This window comes from Mycobacterium sp. NGS33 (assembly GCF_059812885.1).
The window spans coordinates 1-16717 of the sequence record NZ_JCALDN010000010.1 but is presented as its reverse complement, the minus strand read 5'-3'; the positions used below and the strand labels follow the sequence as shown (position 1 = coordinate 16717).

The 16717-nt window shown below is 67.3% G+C and carries 19 protein-coding genes; 6 read left to right on the top strand and 13 right to left on the bottom strand.

Annotated features, from left to right (window positions below; translation table 11 throughout):
* Positions 1-84 precede the first annotated feature (84 nt).
* Positions 85-603 carry a phenolic acid decarboxylase gene (locus AC5Y5B_RS16625; protein ID WP_112631115.1) on the bottom strand — a complete coding sequence of 173 codons (519 nt, stop codon included), beginning with the start codon at positions 601-603 and terminating at the stop codon, positions 85-87.
* A gap of 169 nt (positions 604-772) precedes the next feature.
* Here AC5Y5B_RS16625 and AC5Y5B_RS16620 point away from each other — a divergent pair, with 169 nt between their 5' ends.
* Positions 773-1627 carry a proline iminopeptidase-family hydrolase gene (locus AC5Y5B_RS16620; protein ID WP_112631116.1) on the top strand — a complete coding sequence of 285 codons (855 nt, stop codon included), beginning with the start codon at positions 773-775 and terminating at the stop codon, positions 1625-1627.
* Positions 1628-1648: 21 nt separating this feature from the next.
* On the opposite strand, the gene AC5Y5B_RS16615 is transcribed toward AC5Y5B_RS16620, so the two are convergent.
* The 4 genes from AC5Y5B_RS16615 to AC5Y5B_RS16600 all read right to left on the bottom strand — a co-directional run bounded on the left by AC5Y5B_RS16615 (position 1649) and on the right by AC5Y5B_RS16600 (position 5841).
* Positions 1649-2419: an enoyl-CoA hydratase/isomerase family protein gene (locus AC5Y5B_RS16615; protein WP_112631118.1), complete on the bottom strand. Its 771-nt coding sequence runs from the start codon at positions 2417-2419 to the stop codon at positions 1649-1651.
* 63 nt (positions 2420-2482) lie between these two features.
* Positions 2483-3565 carry an acyl-CoA dehydrogenase family protein gene (locus tag AC5Y5B_RS16610; RefSeq protein ID WP_112631120.1) on the bottom strand — a complete coding sequence of 361 codons (1083 nt, stop codon included), beginning with the start codon at positions 3563-3565 and terminating at the stop codon, positions 2483-2485.
* Positions 3552-4457, bottom strand: a complete 906-nt coding sequence (locus AC5Y5B_RS16605) for an acyl-CoA dehydrogenase family protein (RefSeq protein WP_112631122.1) — start codon at positions 4455-4457, stop codon at positions 3552-3554. Before AC5Y5B_RS16605 ends, AC5Y5B_RS16610 begins: the two co-directional genes overlap by 14 nt.
* A complete protein-coding gene (locus AC5Y5B_RS16600) occupies positions 4435-5841 on the bottom strand; it encodes a class I adenylate-forming enzyme family protein (RefSeq protein ID WP_112631124.1) in 1407 nt (468 codons plus the stop codon). The genes AC5Y5B_RS16605 and AC5Y5B_RS16600 overlap by 23 nt, the downstream gene beginning before the upstream one ends.
* Before the next feature lie 125 nt (positions 5842-5966).
* On the opposite strand from AC5Y5B_RS16600, the gene AC5Y5B_RS16595 reads away from it, so the two are divergent.
* From AC5Y5B_RS16595 to AC5Y5B_RS16585, 3 genes are read left to right on the top strand one after another with little or no spacing between them, the layout of a single operon-like run.
* Complete coding sequence (locus tag AC5Y5B_RS16595; RefSeq protein ID WP_112631126.1) at positions 5967-6305, top strand: 2Fe-2S iron-sulfur cluster-binding protein; 339 nt, start codon at positions 5967-5969, stop codon at positions 6303-6305.
* A gap of 20 nt (positions 6306-6325) precedes the next feature.
* A complete protein-coding gene (locus AC5Y5B_RS16590; RefSeq protein WP_066878053.1) occupies positions 6326-6640 on the top strand; it encodes a DUF4286 family protein in 315 nt (104 codons plus the stop codon).
* A gap of 41 nt (positions 6641-6681) precedes the next feature.
* Positions 6682-7944: an amidohydrolase family protein gene (locus tag AC5Y5B_RS16585; protein WP_112631128.1), complete on the top strand. Its 1263-nt coding sequence runs from the start codon at positions 6682-6684 to the stop codon at positions 7942-7944.
* A gap of 81 nt (positions 7945-8025) precedes the next feature.
* Here AC5Y5B_RS16585 and AC5Y5B_RS16580 read toward each other — a convergent pair whose 3' ends face one another.
* A complete protein-coding gene (locus AC5Y5B_RS16580; protein ID WP_276310809.1) occupies positions 8026-8154 on the bottom strand; it encodes a hypothetical protein in 129 nt (42 codons plus the stop codon).
* Between the two features lie 27 nt (positions 8155-8181).
* A complete protein-coding gene (locus AC5Y5B_RS16575) occupies positions 8182-9075 on the bottom strand; it encodes an SDR family oxidoreductase (protein ID WP_112631130.1) in 894 nt (297 codons plus the stop codon).
* A gap of 164 nt (positions 9076-9239) precedes the next feature.
* Between AC5Y5B_RS16575 and AC5Y5B_RS16570 the strand changes: the two genes are divergently transcribed.
* Complete coding sequence (locus tag AC5Y5B_RS16570) at positions 9240-10154, top strand: LysR family transcriptional regulator (protein WP_112631132.1); 915 nt, start codon at positions 9240-9242, stop codon at positions 10152-10154.
* Between the two features lie 37 nt (positions 10155-10191).
* Here AC5Y5B_RS16570 and AC5Y5B_RS16565 read toward each other — a convergent pair whose 3' ends face one another.
* The 4 genes from AC5Y5B_RS16565 to AC5Y5B_RS16550 are packed head-to-tail and all read right to left on the bottom strand — an operon-like array spanning position 10192 to position 14170.
* Positions 10192-11229: a CaiB/BaiF CoA transferase family protein gene (locus tag AC5Y5B_RS16565; RefSeq protein WP_112631134.1), complete on the bottom strand. Its 1038-nt coding sequence runs from the start codon at positions 11227-11229 to the stop codon at positions 10192-10194.
* Positions 11226-12182 (bottom strand): LLM class F420-dependent oxidoreductase, encoded by a 957-nt coding sequence (locus tag AC5Y5B_RS16560; RefSeq protein WP_112631136.1) that lies wholly within the window; start codon positions 12180-12182, stop codon positions 11226-11228. Before AC5Y5B_RS16560 ends, AC5Y5B_RS16565 begins: the two co-directional genes overlap by 4 nt.
* On the bottom strand, positions 12167-12592 hold the full coding sequence (locus tag AC5Y5B_RS16555) for a cobalamin-dependent protein (RefSeq protein ID WP_112631138.1): 426 nt from the start codon (positions 12590-12592) through the stop codon (positions 12167-12169). Before AC5Y5B_RS16555 ends, AC5Y5B_RS16560 begins: the two co-directional genes overlap by 16 nt.
* Positions 12593-14170, bottom strand: a complete 1578-nt coding sequence (locus tag AC5Y5B_RS16550; protein ID WP_112631139.1) for a methylmalonyl-CoA mutase family protein — start codon at positions 14168-14170, stop codon at positions 12593-12595.
* 70 nt (positions 14171-14240) lie between these two features.
* Here AC5Y5B_RS16550 and AC5Y5B_RS16545 point away from each other — a divergent pair, with 70 nt between their 5' ends.
* Complete coding sequence (locus AC5Y5B_RS16545) at positions 14241-15065, top strand: SDR family oxidoreductase (RefSeq protein ID WP_112631141.1); 825 nt, start codon at positions 14241-14243, stop codon at positions 15063-15065.
* Between the two features lie 4 nt (positions 15066-15069).
* On the opposite strand, the gene AC5Y5B_RS16540 is transcribed toward AC5Y5B_RS16545, so the two are convergent.
* Positions 15070-15882, bottom strand: coding sequence for a methyltransferase domain-containing protein (locus AC5Y5B_RS16540; RefSeq protein ID WP_112631143.1), 813 nt, complete (start codon positions 15880-15882; stop codon positions 15070-15072).
* A gap of 88 nt (positions 15883-15970) precedes the next feature.
* Positions 15971-16669 carry a M15 family metallopeptidase gene (locus AC5Y5B_RS16535; protein ID WP_112631145.1) on the bottom strand — a complete coding sequence of 233 codons (699 nt, stop codon included), beginning with the start codon at positions 16667-16669 and terminating at the stop codon, positions 15971-15973.
* Positions 16670-16717: the final 48 nt, after the last annotated feature.

Below are 16717 nucleotides of genomic sequence, written 5' to 3'. Positions count from 1 at the left end.
AGACGCCCCAGTCGCAATGCGAGAATCATATTCTCGCATTGCGAGAGTGCGAGTCGCAACAGGCGCCCGCTGGTCCCCCGTCGGTCAGTCGGTGCGGTCCGACCATCCCGGGGGCAGCTGCTCGGGGCCGGTGTCGATGACGCTCTCGTCGTCGGCACCCACGTATTCGAACAGGGTGATGTAGGCGAATTCCGGGACCTCATAGATCGGGTAGGTCGGGCCTTGATCCCGGTAGGCCCGCATCTCGTCCAGGTGTTCGTTCTGAAAGCAGACCGTGCGCTCACCGTGCAGCCGGATCCACTGCGGAAAGAAGATGACCCCGTGCAGACAGCGTTTGGCGGGCAGGACATTGACGACCACGCATGTGCCGGTGGGTTCGGACCACGACAGTTTGAAACTGTCATCGTCGAGTTGGACGAGGTGGACCTCCTGACCTTTGACCCAGCGGCCTCCCACATGCCCGGAGTGGATCCGGTAGTCGATGGTGGTGGCGTTCTTGACATACATCTCGTATTGCCAGCCGTTGGCGTAGGTGTAGATGAAGCGGTGTCCGACAATCCCCGAAAGATCTTGCGAGGGAATTGGATTGTCGACACTGGTCATTGCGGTTCCTCCCGGTCAGGCCGCAGCTGCGGTGGCTCCCACGACGACGGTGGTGGGACGGATCGTCGAGCGGGCGTTTAGCGCACCGCTCCATTGCGCATCCTGCCAGGACTGCGGCGGGACTGCGCAATGGGTGTCGATTTGCGATGGTGGGTACATGACTCAGGGAATGGTCGCCGTCCCGGGCGGCAACGTGTGGTTTAAACGGACCGGCGGCGGGCCGGGCCTTCCGCTGCTCGTCATTCACGGCGGGCCGGGGTTGCCGCACGACTACTTGCGGTCGCTGGAGCGGCTGGCCACCGAACGAGAGCTCATCTTCTGGGACCAGCTTGGCTGTGGGAAATCCAAATGCCCTCCTAATCGCAAGCTTTGGACGATGGATCGCTCGGTCTCCGAGGTGGACGCCGTGGTGCGGGCCCTCGGCCTGGACCATTTCCATCTGTTCGGCAACTCCTGGGGCGCGATGTTGGCCCAGCAGTACATGCTCGAGGCAGTACCCGCCGGGGTGGCGAGCCTGACCATTTCCAACAGCATCGCGTCCATCCCGGAGTTCACGAAGATGGTGGCGCGCTTGAAATCCGAGCTGGATCCGGCAACCCAGGCCGCCATCGACCACCATGAGGCCGCCGGCACGACGTACTCCCCCGACTACCAGGCGGCCATCCGCACCTGGAACGAAACCTACCTCTGTCGGGTGCGTCCCTGGCCGCGGGAGCTCGAGGATGCGTTCCGCAACATGGGCGCCGAAATCTTCGAGACCATGTTCGGTCCCAGCGACTTTCACATCGTCGGGACCATCCGGGACTGGGACGTGGTCGACCGACTCCACGAAATCACCGCGCCGACACTGGTTCTCGCCGGCAAGTACGACGAATGCGTTCCCGAACACATGTGGGAAATGCACCGGCGCATCGCGGGTTCGCGGTTCGAGTTGTTCGAGTCCAGCGCTCACATGCCGTTCATCGAGGAGCCGGGCAAGTTCGATGCGGTGATGCGTGAATTCCTGCGCCGATACGATTCCTGAGGTCGTCGCGCGGCCAGAACCTCAATTCTTCTTGGCCGCGTTGAATTTTGCGACGTTGGCCCGGAAGTCCTCGGTGAGGAACGACTGGCTCTCGGCCGAGAGCGCATAGTCCAGGCTGGCGAGCACGGCGCGCTCCAGGTGGATGTTGAGCACCCGCTTGGTGCTCTCCACCGCCTGCTGCGGCAGTTCCAGAATCTTTTTGGCGGTGGCGATCGCCTCCGCGAGCGGGTCGTCGACCACGTGGTTGGCCAGCCCGAGCTCGACCGCGCGCTGCGCGCCGATACGGGTTCCGGTGAGGGCGAATTCCTTGGCCAGCAGCAGGCTGATGTGCAGCGGCCAGGTCAGCGGGCCGCCGTCGGCGGCCACGAGGCCCACCTGCACGTGCGGGTCGGCCAGATAGGCGGCCTCGGCGATGTAGACGATGTCGCTGAGCGCGACCAGGCTGCAGCCCAGCCCGACGGCGGGCCCGTTGACGGCCGCTACCACCGGAATTCGGCACCGCGCCATGCCCAGCACGATCTCGCGGCCATCCCGGATCGTTTTGGCGCGCAGCTCGGCGTCGTTGGCCAGCTCTTCCAGATACGTGAAATCGCCACCGGCCGAGAATGCCCTGCCGGCGCCGGTGATCACCGCGGCGCGGGCGCCCGCGTCGTCGGTCAGTCGCTGCCACAGCCGCGCGAGCCCGACATGCAGGTTGTCGTTGACGGAGTTGAGCGAATCCGGCCGGTTGAGCGTGATGATGCGCAGGGCACCGTCCGCCTGAACGTCGATTTCGGTAGGCATGTCGTACACGTCAGACTCCTTCGATGGTCGTGACCCGCTTCACCCGGGCTACGCCCGCGTTCGCGATCACTTCTACAATCCCAAGATTCGTGCAGCGATGATGTTCTTTTGTATTTGCGACGTCCCGCCCATGACGCTCTGCGCCCGGCTGTACAGATAGGCGCTCAGCATTTCGGGATCGCGGGTCCCCGCGACGGCCAGGGCGGCATGCCCGACGGATTGTTCGACCCAGGTCATCAGCAGCTTGTCCAGCGAGCCCTCCGAGCCGTGCGAGACGCCGTCGAGCTGTTCGGACAGCCGCCGGCGGACGTGATGGGTCAGCATATCCGACTGAACCGCGGCCCACGCCAGCTCCTCGGGAACCTCACCGTCATTGCGGGACAACAGTTCTCGCACGAGCTTGCCGTAGCGCGCCGCATAGCCGAGCGTGGAGGGCTCGCGTTCGTGCCCGACGACGGTCATGGCCACCGCCCAACCGTCGCCGGGAGCACCGACCATCCGGTCCGCCGGCACCTTGGCGCCGTCGAAGAACACCTGACCGAATTCGTTGGTCACCCCGTTGATCATCTGCAGCGGGCGCTGTTGCACGCCGGGCTGTTTCATGTCCAGAACGAATGCCGACAGCCCGCGGTGGCGCTTGGCGTCGGGGTCGGTGCGGGCCAGCAACAAGCACCAGTCGGCCACGTCGGAGTAGCTGGTCCAGATCTTGTGGCCGTTCACCACATACGTGTCGCCCTCGAGGCGTGCGGTGGTGGTCAGCGACGCCAGATCCGAACCGGCGCCGGGCTCGCTGAAGCCCTGGCACCAGCGCTCGGTGCCGTTGATGATGCCGGGCAGGAAGCGTTTTCGCACCTCGTCGTTGGCGTGTTCGCCGATGCCGTAGACCAGGTACCCGACGCTGGGGCGCGGCGGCGCGCCGGCCCGCACCAGTTCCTCGTCCACGATCACGTCGTAGACGGGCGCCAGGTCCTGACCGCCCCACTCGCGTGGCCAGGACAGGCCGAAGAAACCGTTGGCGTAGAGGGCGCGGTGCCAGTCGGCCATGCGCGCCCAATACTCGTCGCCGGAGCCGGAGAACTCCTTGGCGTATGCGGCGAGCCAGGTGCGCAGCCGCTCCCGAAAGGCGGCCTCATCGGGTGAGTCACGAAAGTCCAAAATCGATCTCCTTCAACGCGACCGGCCACAGCTCGGTCGATGTCAGGGCCCGGCGCAGATAGACGTGCGCCACGCATTCCCAGGTGTTGCCGATACCGCCGTGCACCTGGATGGCCGTCTCGCAGACGGTGCGGGTGGCGCGCGCGCAGTAGACCTTTGCGATTTGGGCGGCCCGGATGGCTTCGGCGGGGGCCAGCTCGTCGACCCCCCACGCCGCATGCCGTAGCACACTGACCGAACCTTCAATCAGCGCAAGGCTTTCGGCCAGCAGGTGGGCGATGGCTTGATACGAGCCGATCTGCTTGCCGTACTGTTCGCGGATTTTGGCGTAGTCACACGCGACGGCGTGGGCGCCCCGGGCGATGCCGACCAGGTCCGCCGTCGTCGCGACCAAGGCCAGGGCCCGCCACTGCTCGGCGACCTCGGCTGGCACCTCCCCCAGCGCCTCCGGCGATCCCGTGATCGTCGCGTCGGCCCGCGTCAGATCGACGCTTTCCGCCGTGGCCTGCACATCGCCGACGACGACGGCGCCCGCCGACAGCCATAGGGCGCGCCGCGCGCCGCGGGCGTCGATCACCCGATCGCCGACGGCGACCGTCACCGCGGATACGTCGGCCCCGACGTGGCGGCCCAGATCGTCGGCCAGCACCGGACCGAGGAAGGGCGTGTCGACCAGCCGCCGGCCGAATTCCTCGGCCACGATGGCCACCTCCACGCCGGAGGCCCCGTCGGAACGCAACGACCGCCAGCCGGTGTTGTCAATCTGTTTGTCCAGACGGGTAATTCGGGTCTGGTCGTCGAGATCCTGCACCGTGGCCGGTCCGAGGTCGTCGGCCAGCTTGGCGGCGGCGTCGCGTAATTGCTGTTGTTCAGCTGTCAGACGTACATCCATAACGCTCCTTCAGCGCTCGGCGCAGCACCTTGCCCGAGGGCAGGCGGGGGATTTCGGGGACGAACACCACTTGGCTCAGACGTTTGTAGGACGCCAGTTTCTCGTCCACCATGGCGGTCAGCTGGGTCGCATCGACGGGCGCGGACGTCGCCACCGCGGCGACGACGGCTTCGCCGTTGAGGCCGTCGGGAATGCCGAACACCGCACAGTCTTTGACCGCCGGATGACCGTGCAGCACCGTCTCGATTTCGGCGGGGGCGACCTGGAAGCCGCGCACCTTGATCATCTCTTTGAGGCGATCGGTGATGCGCAGCCAGCCGCCGGTGTCGAGCCAGCCGACGTCTCCGGTGCGGTACCACCCGTCGCGGATCGCCTCGCCGGTCGCGTCGGCCGGCAGGTAGCCGGCCATCAGCGACGCGGCGCGGGCCTGGATCTCCCCGACCTCGCCGGGGCCGACCGGCTCGCCAGTTTCCAGTGAGACGACGCGTAGGTCCACGCCGGGAACCGCCCGTCCGACTGTGTCCAGCCGCGGGTCGTCGATCGGATTGCACGCTATGACGGGCAATTCCGTGGTCCCGTACGCCGGGAGCCAACCCACTCCGGTGCGCCGGGTCACGGTCTGGGCGACGTGGGCATTGACCGGCGTGGCCCCCCACATGATGTACCGCAGCGAAGACAGGTCAAAGGACTCGAGACCGGGATGCGAAGCGATGGCCAGCGCGATGGGGGCGACCGCCATTTCCACTGTGATGCGGTCACTTTCGATGTGCTGCAGCACCCGGTCGATGTCGAACCGGGGATGCAGGCGCACGCGGGCGCCGGTCTCCCAGGCGGTCAGCAGGTTCAGCAGCCCGAGGATGTGTGACGGTGGCGTCGCGACCTGGATCCGGTCGCGGTGGGTCAGTTGCAGCGCCTGGCGCCAGTGCCGCACCGCCTCGTTCAGCGAGGCGTGAGTGTGCCGGACGGCCTTGGGCAGGCCGGTGGTGCCGGAGCTGAACACCAGCGCCGCGTCGTTCATGGGCGGCGGTGTGCCCCCGGCCATCGGGTCGGCGGGCGCGACCGGCTCGTCCAGGTGCAGCATCGGCATCAGGGCGGCAAGCACCGGGTGGTCCCCGACGGCGTGCGCGGGCTCGGTCAGCGCGAGCGCATGGTCGACCTCGTCGCGCTTCCACGCGGGACTGATGAGTACCGGCGTGGCGGCCAACCGCCAGGTCGCGAACACCACGGCGAGAAATTCCGGCCGGTTGGAGGCCATGAGGGCGACGCGCTGGCCCGCGGTGACACCGTCTTTGGCCAGGGTTGCGGCCCATCCGTCGGCCAACGCATCGAGTTCGGGCGCGCTGAATCGCCGTTCCTCGAACACGAGCGCCGCCGGCTCGGTCACGTCCCGTCCTTCCCTGACAGACCGGGCTGACCCGACATCCATACAGTCTCGAGAAGATGCTATCGCTTCGTGAGAATAGTATTCTCTATACTGAAGAATGCAAATACGGGAAGGGGGCGGTCCCAGTGACGGTCACCCGGATCATCGAGGAGACCCCAGGGGTGACAGATCCGGCAACAAACGGCTCCGGTGCCGGGACGGTGACGATTCATCTCGACCGCAAGAAGGTCTCGGTGCCCATCGTCCCGGGCGAGACCCTGCTCGAGACCGCGCGTCGGGCCGGGCTGGAGCCGCCGTTCAGTTGCGAGGCCGGCAACTGCGGTACCTGCATGGCCAAGCTCGAAGAGGGCCACGCCACCATGCGGGTCAACGACGCTCTCGAGGAAGACGAGGTCGCCGAGGGCTACATTCTGACGTGCCAGGGCGTTCCCGACACGGACTCGGTCACGGTGCGCTACGAGTAGCGACCAGAGAGGTGGCGACGATGGCCAAGGGCATCATCCTCGTGGAGAGCCGACCCAGCTCGCCCGAGCGCGAACAGGAATACAACACCTGGTACGACGAGGTGCACCTGGGTGAGCTGGTGGCCCTGGACGGGTTCGTCTCCGCGCGCCGACTGCGGCCCGTCGACGGCGACGGACCCTACGTCGCCATCTACGAGATCGAGGGCGACGATCTGCAGGCGATTCTGGACAACATGATCGCCAACGCCGGACAGCTGCACATGTCCGACGCCCTGCAGCTCGACCCGGCGCCGATTCCACGACTGCTCGAGACCACCACCGAGCACAGCGGATAGCCGATTCCGGCTCGGGTCGCTGTGCGAGAGAGGACTGCTTGATGAAGGTCGACGACCTGATTTTGGTGAGCATCGACGACCACGTGGTCGAGCCGCCGGACATGTTCCTGCGGCACGTGCCCGCCAAATACCGGGACGAGGCACCCATCGTCGTCACCGACGACAAGGGCGTCGACCAGTGGATGTACCAGGGCAGGCCGCAGGGCGTCAGCGGGCTGAACGCGGTGGTGTCCTGGCCGGCCGAGGAGTGGGGCCGCGATCCCGCCGGCTTCGCCGAGATGCGCCCCGGCGTCTACGACGTCCACGAACGCGTCCGCGACATGAACCGCAACGGCATCCTCGCGTCGATGTGCTTCCCGACGTTCACCGGCTTTTCGGCCCGCCACCTCAACATGACCCGCGAGGATGTCACCCTGGTGATGGTGTCGGCCTACAACGACTGGCACATCGACGAGTGGGCCGGTTCGTATCCGGACCGGTTCATCCCGATCGCGATCCTGCCGACCTGGACTCCCGAGGGGATGTGCGCCGAGATCCGCCGCGTCGCGGCGAAGGGGTGCCGCGCGGTCACCATGCCGGAATTGCCGCACCTGGAAGGACTTCCGAGCTACCACGACGAGGACTACTGGGGTCCGGTGTTTCGCACGCTGTCGGAGGAGAACGTGGTGATGTGCCTGCACATCGGCACCGGCTTCGGGGCGATCAGCATGGCACCCAACGCGCCGATCGACAACCTGATCATCTTGGCCACCCAGGTCTCGGCGATGTGCGCGCAAGACCTGTTGTGGGGCCCGGCCATGCGCAACTATCCCGACCTGAAATTCGCCTTCTCCGAAGGCGGTATCGGCTGGATCCCGTTCTATTTGGATCGCAGCGATCGGCACTACACCAACCAGAAATGGTTGCGCCGCGACTTCGGCTCTCAGCTGCCCAGCGAGGTGTTCCGCGAGCACTCGCTGGCCTGTTACGTCACCGACAAGACGTCGCTGAAGCTGCGCCACGAGATCGGCATCGACATCATCGCCTGGGAGTGCGACTACCCGCACTCGGACTGCTTTTGGCCGGACGCGCCCGAGCAGGTGCTGGCCGAGCTCGATGCAGCAGGCGCCGACGACACCGACATCAACAAGATCACCTGGGGCAACGCCTGCCGGTTCTTCGGCTGGGACCCGTTCGCCCGGACTCCGCGCGAACAGGCGACCGTAAAAGCGTTGCGCGCCAAGGCGAGTGACGTGGACGTGTCGATCCGGTCGCGAGCCGAGTGGGCGCGCCGCTACCAGGAAAGGCAGCTGGCGACGCCTTAACGCGTCGAACGTGACGGTGCAGTCACGTTCGCGGGTCGAGTGTGACTGCACCGTCACGCTCGGCCAAGGGGCGCAGTCGGGTTACACGGCCGAGTGTTTGTGGGACGCCGGAGCCAGCTCTTCGAATTGGTCGATGCCCGCGCAGAATTCACCGCCGATGGCGGGTAGTAGCACGACGTGGTCGGCGCCTGCCTCCAGATGCTCGCTCACCTTGGCCGCGATGCGGGCCGAATCAGCTCACTCGCCGAAGTAATGGCCGGCATCGAGATCCTCGAGCAGCCCCGGTCCTTCCGGGTGCCAGTCGAGGATTTTCTGTGTCAAGGCATTCGACGTCGGGTTGTCCAGTGACGCGAAGAGCGCGAGAAAGCCGAAGTGGCCCGCATGTTCGGCGGCGATGCTGGATGTCGGCACGTGTAGGTGACGACCGATGACGGCGGCGATGTCCCGAAACGGCACCCCCTCATCGGCGACGCCGTGCAAACGCGTTCCGGCGGGCGCATTTTCGAGCGCCAGCCGGTACAAGCGTGCGGCGTCGAGCGTGTGCACCCCGGGCCAGCGGTTGACGCCATCACCGAGGTAGCCGGACACGCCGGTATCGCGGGCGACGTTGATCAGGTGGTGGGCGAAGCCGTGGTGGTCCAGGTCGCTGTGCACCAGCGGCGCGAGGCGGACCACCGACGACCGCACCCCGCGCTCGGCGAGCGCGATCACCGCGTTCTCGGAGTCGACCCGCGGGCCGCCGGCCACCGTGTCCTGTTCGGTCGCGACACCGCCCCCACCCAGCAGCGAAAGCAGCAGCGTGCCCGACGTGCTGACGAATGGCCGATCGGAACCGACGAGCGCTTCCCCGATGGCGCGGACAGCGCGCAGGTCGGTCTCGGCCGCCCCGGCGAAGTCGTCGAAGTCATGCTTGAAGGCGAGGTGGATAACACCGTCGGACGCCGCCGCCGCTTCGCGCAGGCCGTCGAGGTCGTCGAGGTCACCGCGCCGGGGCGTCGCCCCCGCGGCTTTCAGGGCGGCGGCCCCCGCGTCCGACCGCGCCAAGCCGGTGACCTGGTGCCCGGCGTCGATGAGTTCGGCGACGACGACGGAGCCGATGTGCCCGGTCGCGCCCGTGACAAAGACGTGCATGAAAGTTCCCTTCTTGTCGCCTGGGACGTATGCCTCAAGTCAAGGGCGGCGCGCGAGCCGTGTCCAAGTCCTGTTTCATATGGCGCGATGCAATCCAGGCATCACAGCAGCTCGTGGGCGCTTTTATGGCATGTAGCGGGTCGGACAGTGTTTACACTGAACGCATGACGGACTCGGCATCCACGGTTGTCGATCTCGACCTGCGGCTGGTCGGGTACTTCGTCGTCGTCGCCGAGCACCGGCACTTCGGCCGGGCCGCCTCAGCGCTGCGCGTCGCGCAGCCGTCGTTGAGCCGCCAGATCCGCAGGCTCGAGCAACAACTCGGCGTCCGCCTGTTCGACCGCACCCCACAGGGCACCCGGCTCACGGAGGCGGGCGAGGTGTTCCTGCCCCGGGCCAAGGCGCTGCTGCGTTCGGCCGCCCAAGCCACCGCGCAGGCGCGAGCGGCCGCGCAGCCGAGCCGGATCACCATCGGGTACACGACGGGAATGATCGTCACCCCCGCGGTGCGAGAGATGCGCCGCGAGCATCCCGAAGCCGATATTCAAGTCACGCATTTGGATTGGGACCAGGCGCTCGATGCGTTGCTCGGCCATCGGGTGGACGCGGTGGTGACCCGGCTGCCGTTTCCGACCGAGGGGCTGCACGTGACGATCCTGTACGACGAACCGCGCGTGCTGGCGATACCGGTCGACCATCGCCTGGCCGGCCGGGAATCGGTCACGCTCGACGACATCGCCGACGAACCCATGCCCCGGGTGCGGCATTCAGATCCGGCCTGGAGCGCCTTCTGGCGCATCGATCCGCGACCCGACGGTCGGCGGGCACCCGATGGCCCGTTCATCGATGCGCTCGAGGACAAGTTCGAACTCATCGCCTCGGGGCAAGCGGTGGCCATCACGGCGGGCGTGCACGGCAACGGTGTGCGGCCGGATATCACCACGGTCCCGTTGGAAGGGGTCGAACCGAGCCACGTCGTATTGGCTTGTCGCGCTGGGGATCGCAGCCGTCTGGTGGGGGCGTTCCGGAAGCTTGCCGAGGCTCACCTCACCGGGCCCGGTGGCGGACGCCCAACGTGAAACGTGCTTCACATTCGAAGCTCGACGGCAGGCGTGCCTACTGGCGAAGCTCGGGCGGGGGCCGGTACTCGGGCTCATAGCCGGAGACGTGGATCGGGGTTCCCACCAACCGGAACTCGCCCGCCGTGACGATCACTTCGGGGGTGGCCTCGAGCGCCTCGGGCAGGGTACGGACGGCCGCCGCGGGAACCCCCAGCGGACGCAGCCGCCGCTCCCAGCCCGCGGCGCTGTCGGTGGCCAGCATCGCCGTGACGACCGCGAGCACTTCGTCGCGGCGCGCGACGCGCTCGGCCATCGTTTCGAACCCCCCGATACCCGCTTCCGCGGCGAACGACTTCCAGAAGCCGTCGTGGGTGATGAACAGCGCCAAATACCCGTCCGCCGTCGGGAAGAGCTGCGCCGGAACGTAATAGGAGTGCGCCCCGTGCGGACGGCGCTGCGGCTCCACGCCACCGTTGAGATAGGCCGACGCGTGATAGTTCAGCTGGGACAGCATGACGTCACGCAGCGACACATCCACCTGGCCGCCGGTGCCGGAGATGATCTTGGCCAACAGCCCCAGCGCCGCCGTCATTCCGGTGGAGTTGTCGGCCGAGGAATAGCCGGGCAGCGTCGGCGGACCGTCGGGGTCGCCGGTCAGCGCGGCGGTGCCCACGCCCGCCTGGACCACGTAATCGAACGCCGGATCGTCGCCGCCGTACAGGCCGAAGCCGGTGATCGCCACGCAGACGATCCGCTCGTTGTGCCGCCGCAGCGTGTCATACGTCAAGCCCAGCCGCCGGATGGCCGAGGGTTTCAGGTTCACCAGCAGCGCGTCCGATTCGGCGACCAGTTCGCCCAGCCGTTGTTGTCCCGCATCGGAATTCAGGTCCAGCGTGATGCTGGATTTGTTGCGATTGAGGCTGGCGAAATAGGTGGCGCCGACGCTGCGGGAGATCTCGCCGCCGGCGGGTTCGATCTTGGTGACCGCGGCGCCGAGATCGGCGAGCAGCATGGTCGCGTACGGGCCCGCCAGCATGGTGCCGACCTCGAGGATGCGGATTCCCGCCAGCGGCCCGGTGGCGTTGGGGGTCAACGCAATTCCGCGGCGAGTGAAGCGATCATTTCACGGGTGCGGCGTTTGGAGGCGACCAGCTCGTCGCGGTTGTCGCCGATCGGCAACAGACGCACCGACAGATCCGTCACGCCGGCCTCGGCGAACCGGCGCATCCGGGCCAGGATGGCGTCCTCGTCGCCGGCGGCGCACAGGTCGCCGACATCGCGGGCATCGCCGCGGTCGAGCAGGCGCTGATAGTTCGGCGACACCTCGGCCTCGCCGAGGATACGGTTGGCCCGCTCCTTGGCCTCGTCGACTTGCCCCGGCGCACAAAGGCATACGGGTATGCCGGCGACGATCCGCGGCGCGGGCCGCCCGGCGTCGGCGGCGGCCTTGGTGATCTTGGGTGCGATGTGGTCGCCGATCGCACGCTCGTCGGCCATCCACAGCACGGTACCGTCGGCGAGCTCACCGGCGATCTGCAGCATCACCGGCCCCAGCGCGGCGACCAGCACCGGCATCGGGCTGTCGGCGCCGATCGCCAGCGGGTTGTGCACGGTGAACGAATCATTCTCGACGTCAACCGATCCCGGACCGGCGACGGCGGCGTTGAGCACCTGCAGGTAGTCACGGGTGTGGGCGGCAGGCTTCTCGTACGGCAGGCCCAGCATGTCGCGGATGATCCAGTGGTGCGACGGCCCGACGCCCAAAGCCAGCCGGCCGCCGGCCACCGCGTGCGTCGAGAGGGCTTGGCGGGCAAGGGCGATGGGGTGCTGGGCCTGTAGCGGCACCACGGCGGTGCCCAGCTCGATGCGCGAAGTGTGCGCGGCCATCAGCGACACCATGGTCAGGCAGTCGAAGTCGTTGGGCACCTGCGGCATCCACGCGGTGTCCAGGCCCGCGGACTCGGCCCATTCGATATCGGAGACCAGTTTGTCCACCTTGCGGGCCATATCGCCACGCTCGGCGCCGATCATCACTCCGACGCGCACGGTTCCTCCAGGGCTGGTTCGGGGGTGCCGGTCAGTTTACGGATCTCGCGGACCAGGTCCTCCAGGGGCGTCCCGGTGGGGAATACCGCTGCGGCACCGGCGGATAGCAGCTTGGGTACGTCCGCATGCGGGATCGTCCCGCCGACGACGACGGCGATGTCGGCGGCATCGGCCGCACGCAGGGCTTCGATGGTGCGGGCGGTCAGCGCAAGGTGCGCACCGGACAGGATGCTCAGGCCGACGACGGCGACGTCTTCCTGCACGGCGATGGACGCGATGTCTTCGATGCGCTGCCGGATGCCGGTGTAGATGACCTCGAAGCCCGCGTCGCGCAGGGTGCGCGCGACGATCTTGGCGCCGCGGTCGTGCCCATCCAGGCCGGGCTTGGCGACGAGGATGCGGGCCGTCATCTAAAACACCACCGGTTGCTGGAATTCGCCCCAGACCGCCTTGAGCGCGGACACCATCTCCCCGACCGTGCAGTACGCATTGGCGCAGTCGATCAGCTTGTGCATGAGGTTGTCGTCTCCCTCGGCCGACTGCGACAACGCGGCCAGCGTGGATTTCACTGCGGCCGAATCCCTTTCGGCCTTGACCTTGGACAGTCGCTTGAGTTGCAGGTCGCGACCCTCGGCGTCGAGTTCATAGGTGACGACGTCGTGCGCGGGCTCCTCGGTCACGAACCGGTTGACCCCGACGACCGGTCGGGTGCCGGCTTCGACGTCCTGGTGCAGCTTAAAGGCCTCGTCGGCGATGAGGCCCTGCAGGTACCCGTCTTCAATGGCCTGGACCATGCCGCCGTGCCGCTCGAGGTCGGACATGATCTCGATGATGCGCTCCTCGGTGGCGTCGGTCAGCGCCTCGACGAAGTAGGAGCCGCCCAACGGATCGGCGACGCTGGCCACCCCCGTCTCGTGCGCCAGGATCTGCTGGGTGCGCAGCGCCAGGGTGGTGGTTTCCTCGGTGGGCAGGGCGAACGGCTCGTCCCAGGCCGCGGTGAACATCGACTGCACGCCGCCCAGCACCGCGGCCATCGCCTCGTAGGCCACCCGCACGATGTTGTTGTGGGCCTGCGGCGCGTACAGCGAGGCGCCGCCGCAGACGCAGCCGAAGCGGAACATCGCCGCCTTGGCCGTCGTCGCCCCGTAGCGCTCCTGCACGATGGTCGCCCAACGCCGCCGCCCCGCACGGTATTTGGCGATCTCCTCGAAGAAGTCGCCGTGGGTGTAGAAGAAGAACGAGATCTGCGGCGCGAACTGGTCGATGGTCATGCGCCCGCGCTCGACCACGGTGTCGCAATAGGTCACCCCGTCGGCCAGGGTGAACGCCATCTCCTGCACCGCGTTGGCCCCGGCGTCGCGGAAGTGCGCCCCTGCCACCGAGATCGCGTTGAACCGCGGCACCTCGGCCGCGCAGAACTCGATGGTGTCGGCGATCAGCCGCAGGGACGGCTCCGGCGGCCAGATCCACGTCCCGCGGGAGGCGTACTCCTTGAGGATGTCGTTCTGAATCGTCCCGGTGAGCGTGGCCCGCGGTATCCCTTTTTTCTCGGCGGCCGCGACGTAGAACGCCAGCAGGATCGCCGCCGTTCCGTTGATCGTCATGCTCGTGCTGAGCTTGTCCAACGGGATGCCGTCGAAGAGGATCTCGAAGTCGGCCAGCGTATCGACCGCGACGCCCACGCGGCCGACCTCCTCGCCGAACTCGGGGTCGTCGGAGTCGTACCCACACTGGGTTGGCAAGTCGAGCGCCACCGACAGCCCCGTCCCGCCCTGCTCCAGCAGGTAGCGGTATCGGCGGTTGGATTCCTCGGCGGTGCCGAATCCCGAGTACTGGCGGAAGGTCCAGAGCTTGCCGCGGTAGCCGGACGCGAAGTTACCCCGGGTGAACGGGAACTCCCCGGGCTGCGGAGGCTCCGCGCCGACGTCCGCCGGCCCGTAGACGGGCTGCAGCGGGATACCGGACGGAGTGCGGGCCGTATTATCCATCGGTGAATAACGTACTTGCAAAAAAAGAGAATGCCAATACCATACGCTTGACCAGGCAAAAGGAGGCTCCATGCCCAACGGTTCGCTCGTCGATCGCACCGTCGTCATCTCCGGTGGCAGCCGCGGTATCGGGCTGGCGATCGGCATCGGTGCGGCCCGGCAGGGCGCCAACGTGGTGCTCCTGGCCAAGACCGATACGCCGCATCCACGCCTGCCCGGAACGGTGCACACCGCCGCCGCCGAGGTCGAGGCCGCCGGCGGGAAGGCGCTGGCGGTGGTCGGGGATGTGCGCCGCGAAGAGGACGTGCAACGCGTGGTCGACGCGGCGGTGCAGCGCTTCGGCGGCGTCGACGTCTGCGTCAACAATGCCAGCGCCATCGCGGTGGAACCGACCGCCACGTTGTCGGCCAAGAAGTACGACCTGATGCAGGAGATCAATTTGCGTGGCACCTTCCTGCTGACCAAGGCATGCGTGCCGCACTTCGAGAAGTCCGCGAACCCGCACGTGCTGACCATCTCGCCCCCGGTGAACATGAACCCGCGCTGGCTGGGCGCGCACCCGGCGTACACGCTGTCCAAGTACGGCATGACGCTGCTGTCGCTGGGGTGGGCGGCGGAATTCGCCGACTCCGGGATCGGCGTGAATTGCCTGTGGCCGCAGACCTATATCGCGACGGCCGCGGTGGCGAACATGGCCGACGGGGACAAACTGGCCGAGTCGTCGCGCAGCCCGGAGATCATGGCCGACGCGGCCGTCGAGATCATCTCCCGTCCCAGCCGGGAGGCCACCGGCAACTGCTACATCGACGCCGATGTCTTGCACTCTGCCGGGATCGCGGATCTGTCCCGATACGGCGGGGGCGACGAACCGATTCCGGACCTCTTCCTGGACTGAAACTCTATGCCCGGCACAGGATTTCGCCGTGCGGTATGGCGATCCAACCGTCCGGGGCGGCGGCCCATTCTCGCCATGCGGCGGAGATCTCCTCGAGCTGCGCGCTAGTCGCCAGTTCGAGATCCACCAGGTCGCGGGCCACGGTGGAGTGCAGAATCCGGTCGGCCCACATTCCGCCCCACCAGTCGCGTGTCGCGGGCGTGGCATAACACCACAGGCTGCCGGTGGGCGTGATGTCGCCGAATCCCGCCCGCTGCGCCCACGACAGGAGTCGCCGGCCCGCGTCCGGTTCGCCGCGGTTGGCGCGCGCGACGCGCTGGTAGAGGGTGCGCCACAGGTCGAGGGCCGGCAGCTCGGGATACCAGACGAAACCCGAGTAGTCGGCGTCGCGGGCCGCCACGATGCCGTCCGGCGCGCACACCCGTCGCATCTCCCGCAGGGCCGCCAGCGGATCGGCGACGTGCTGCAGCACCTGATGCGCGTGGACGACATCGAAAGCGTCGTCGGGAAAGTCGAGGCCATGCACGTCGGCGGTCCCGAACGAGACGTTGGACAGATTCCGCCGCTCGGCCTCGGCACGAGCGACGTTGAGCACATCGACGGACTGATCGACGGCGGTGACCTGCCCGGGCGCGACCCGCGCGGCCAGGTCGGCGGTGATGGTGCCGGGCCCACAACCGACGTCGAGCACGGACAGCCCCGGTTTCAGGTGCGGCAGCAGGTAGGCCGCGGAGTCCGCGGCGGTGCGCCGCTGGTGGGAGCGCAACACCGACTCGTGGTGTCCATGCGTGTATGCCGCGCGGTGTTCGTCGTCCATGGTGGCCTTTCTTGCCTGCCGGGGCTCGTCTGGAAGACTACGCAGCGTCATCACATTATGAAATCATCGTCTCAAGTAATGAGACGGCTCAGTCGACGGGAACGTGAAGAATCGGTTGATCGACGCCGGCTCCCGGGCCGTCGAAATGCCACCACTCCCCCGAATACACCTTCAAGCCGCCGTAGTTCATGGCGTTGCGCAGCGCCGCCCGGTTCGCCACGGCATCCGGACTGATGCCCTGGGTATTGAAAGCTGTTGCCCGAGAGGTGAAGTCGTCGAAGTCGGTACCCATGTCGGCCAGGCAAAGACCGCCGGCATGCAGCCCGGACGAGCACGGCTGCTGCGCGGTGGTGAACGTCACGTCGACCGAGCGCCCCGACTCGTGGCTGCGCGCATACGGGCCCGGACGAGCCACCCACGCGGGGTTGGGGACCAGGTTGAACATCTTGACCTGAACGTCATGCGGGCGATAGCAGTCCCAGAACACCAGCAGGTGGCCCTGCGGGCGCAGGGCGCCGGCAGCAGCGGCCAGGCCGGGCGCCATCGATTGGTGCACAAGGCATCTGGCGTCGGAAGGATAAAGCTGCGTGTGGGTGAAATTGTTCGTCGTCGCGTAGCGCAGGTCGAGCACCGCGTCGGGAATGACGCTGCGGATGTCCACGAAGCCGGCCGCTCGTGCGGCGTCGCTGACCGGGGGAACATCCGGGCTGGCTTGCGCGGTGGGTGGCCCGCCCACCGAGACCAGCCACCCCGCAATGGCCAATCGCAGCACCCACGCGAGACGCATGCGGTCATTATCCCGGTCGGTCGGTTCGGATCGGGTTAGGCGCCAGAT

What these genes read in the sequence shown, in the direction of transcription:
- AC5Y5B_RS16625 (WP_112631115.1), bottom strand. Translation starts at nt 603, where the DNA reads ATGACCAGTGTCGACAATCCAATTCCCTCGCAAGATCTTTCGGGGATT.
- AC5Y5B_RS16620 (WP_112631116.1), top strand. Translation starts at nt 773, where the DNA reads ATGGTCGCCGTCCCGGGCGGCAACGTGTGGTTTAAACGGACCGGCGGC.
- AC5Y5B_RS16605 (WP_112631122.1), bottom strand. Translation starts at nt 4,457, where the DNA reads ATGGATGTACGTCTGACAGCTGAACAACAGCAATTACGCGACGCCGCC.
- AC5Y5B_RS16590 (WP_066878053.1), top strand. Translation starts at nt 6,326, where the DNA reads ATGGCCAAGGGCATCATCCTCGTGGAGAGCCGACCCAGCTCGCCCGAG.
- AC5Y5B_RS16585 (WP_112631128.1), top strand. Translation starts at nt 6,682, where the DNA reads ATGAAGGTCGACGACCTGATTTTGGTGAGCATCGACGACCACGTGGTC.
- AC5Y5B_RS16575 (WP_112631130.1), bottom strand. Translation starts at nt 9,075, where the DNA reads ATGCACGTCTTTGTCACGGGCGCGACCGGGCACATCGGCTCCGTCGTC.
- AC5Y5B_RS16570 (WP_112631132.1), top strand. Translation starts at nt 9,240, where the DNA reads ATGACGGACTCGGCATCCACGGTTGTCGATCTCGACCTGCGGCTGGTC.
- AC5Y5B_RS16555 (WP_112631138.1), bottom strand. Translation starts at nt 12,592, where the DNA reads ATGACGGCCCGCATCCTCGTCGCCAAGCCCGGCCTGGATGGGCACGAC.
- AC5Y5B_RS16550 (WP_112631139.1), bottom strand. Translation starts at nt 14,170, where the DNA reads ATGGATAATACGGCCCGCACTCCGTCCGGTATCCCGCTGCAGCCCGTC.
- AC5Y5B_RS16545 (WP_112631141.1), top strand. Translation starts at nt 14,241, where the DNA reads ATGCCCAACGGTTCGCTCGTCGATCGCACCGTCGTCATCTCCGGTGGC.
- AC5Y5B_RS16540 (WP_112631143.1), bottom strand. Translation starts at nt 15,882, where the DNA reads ATGGACGACGAACACCGCGCGGCATACACGCATGGACACCACGAGTCG.
- AC5Y5B_RS16535 (WP_112631145.1), bottom strand. Translation starts at nt 16,669, where the DNA reads ATGCGTCTCGCGTGGGTGCTGCGATTGGCCATTGCGGGGTGGCTGGTC.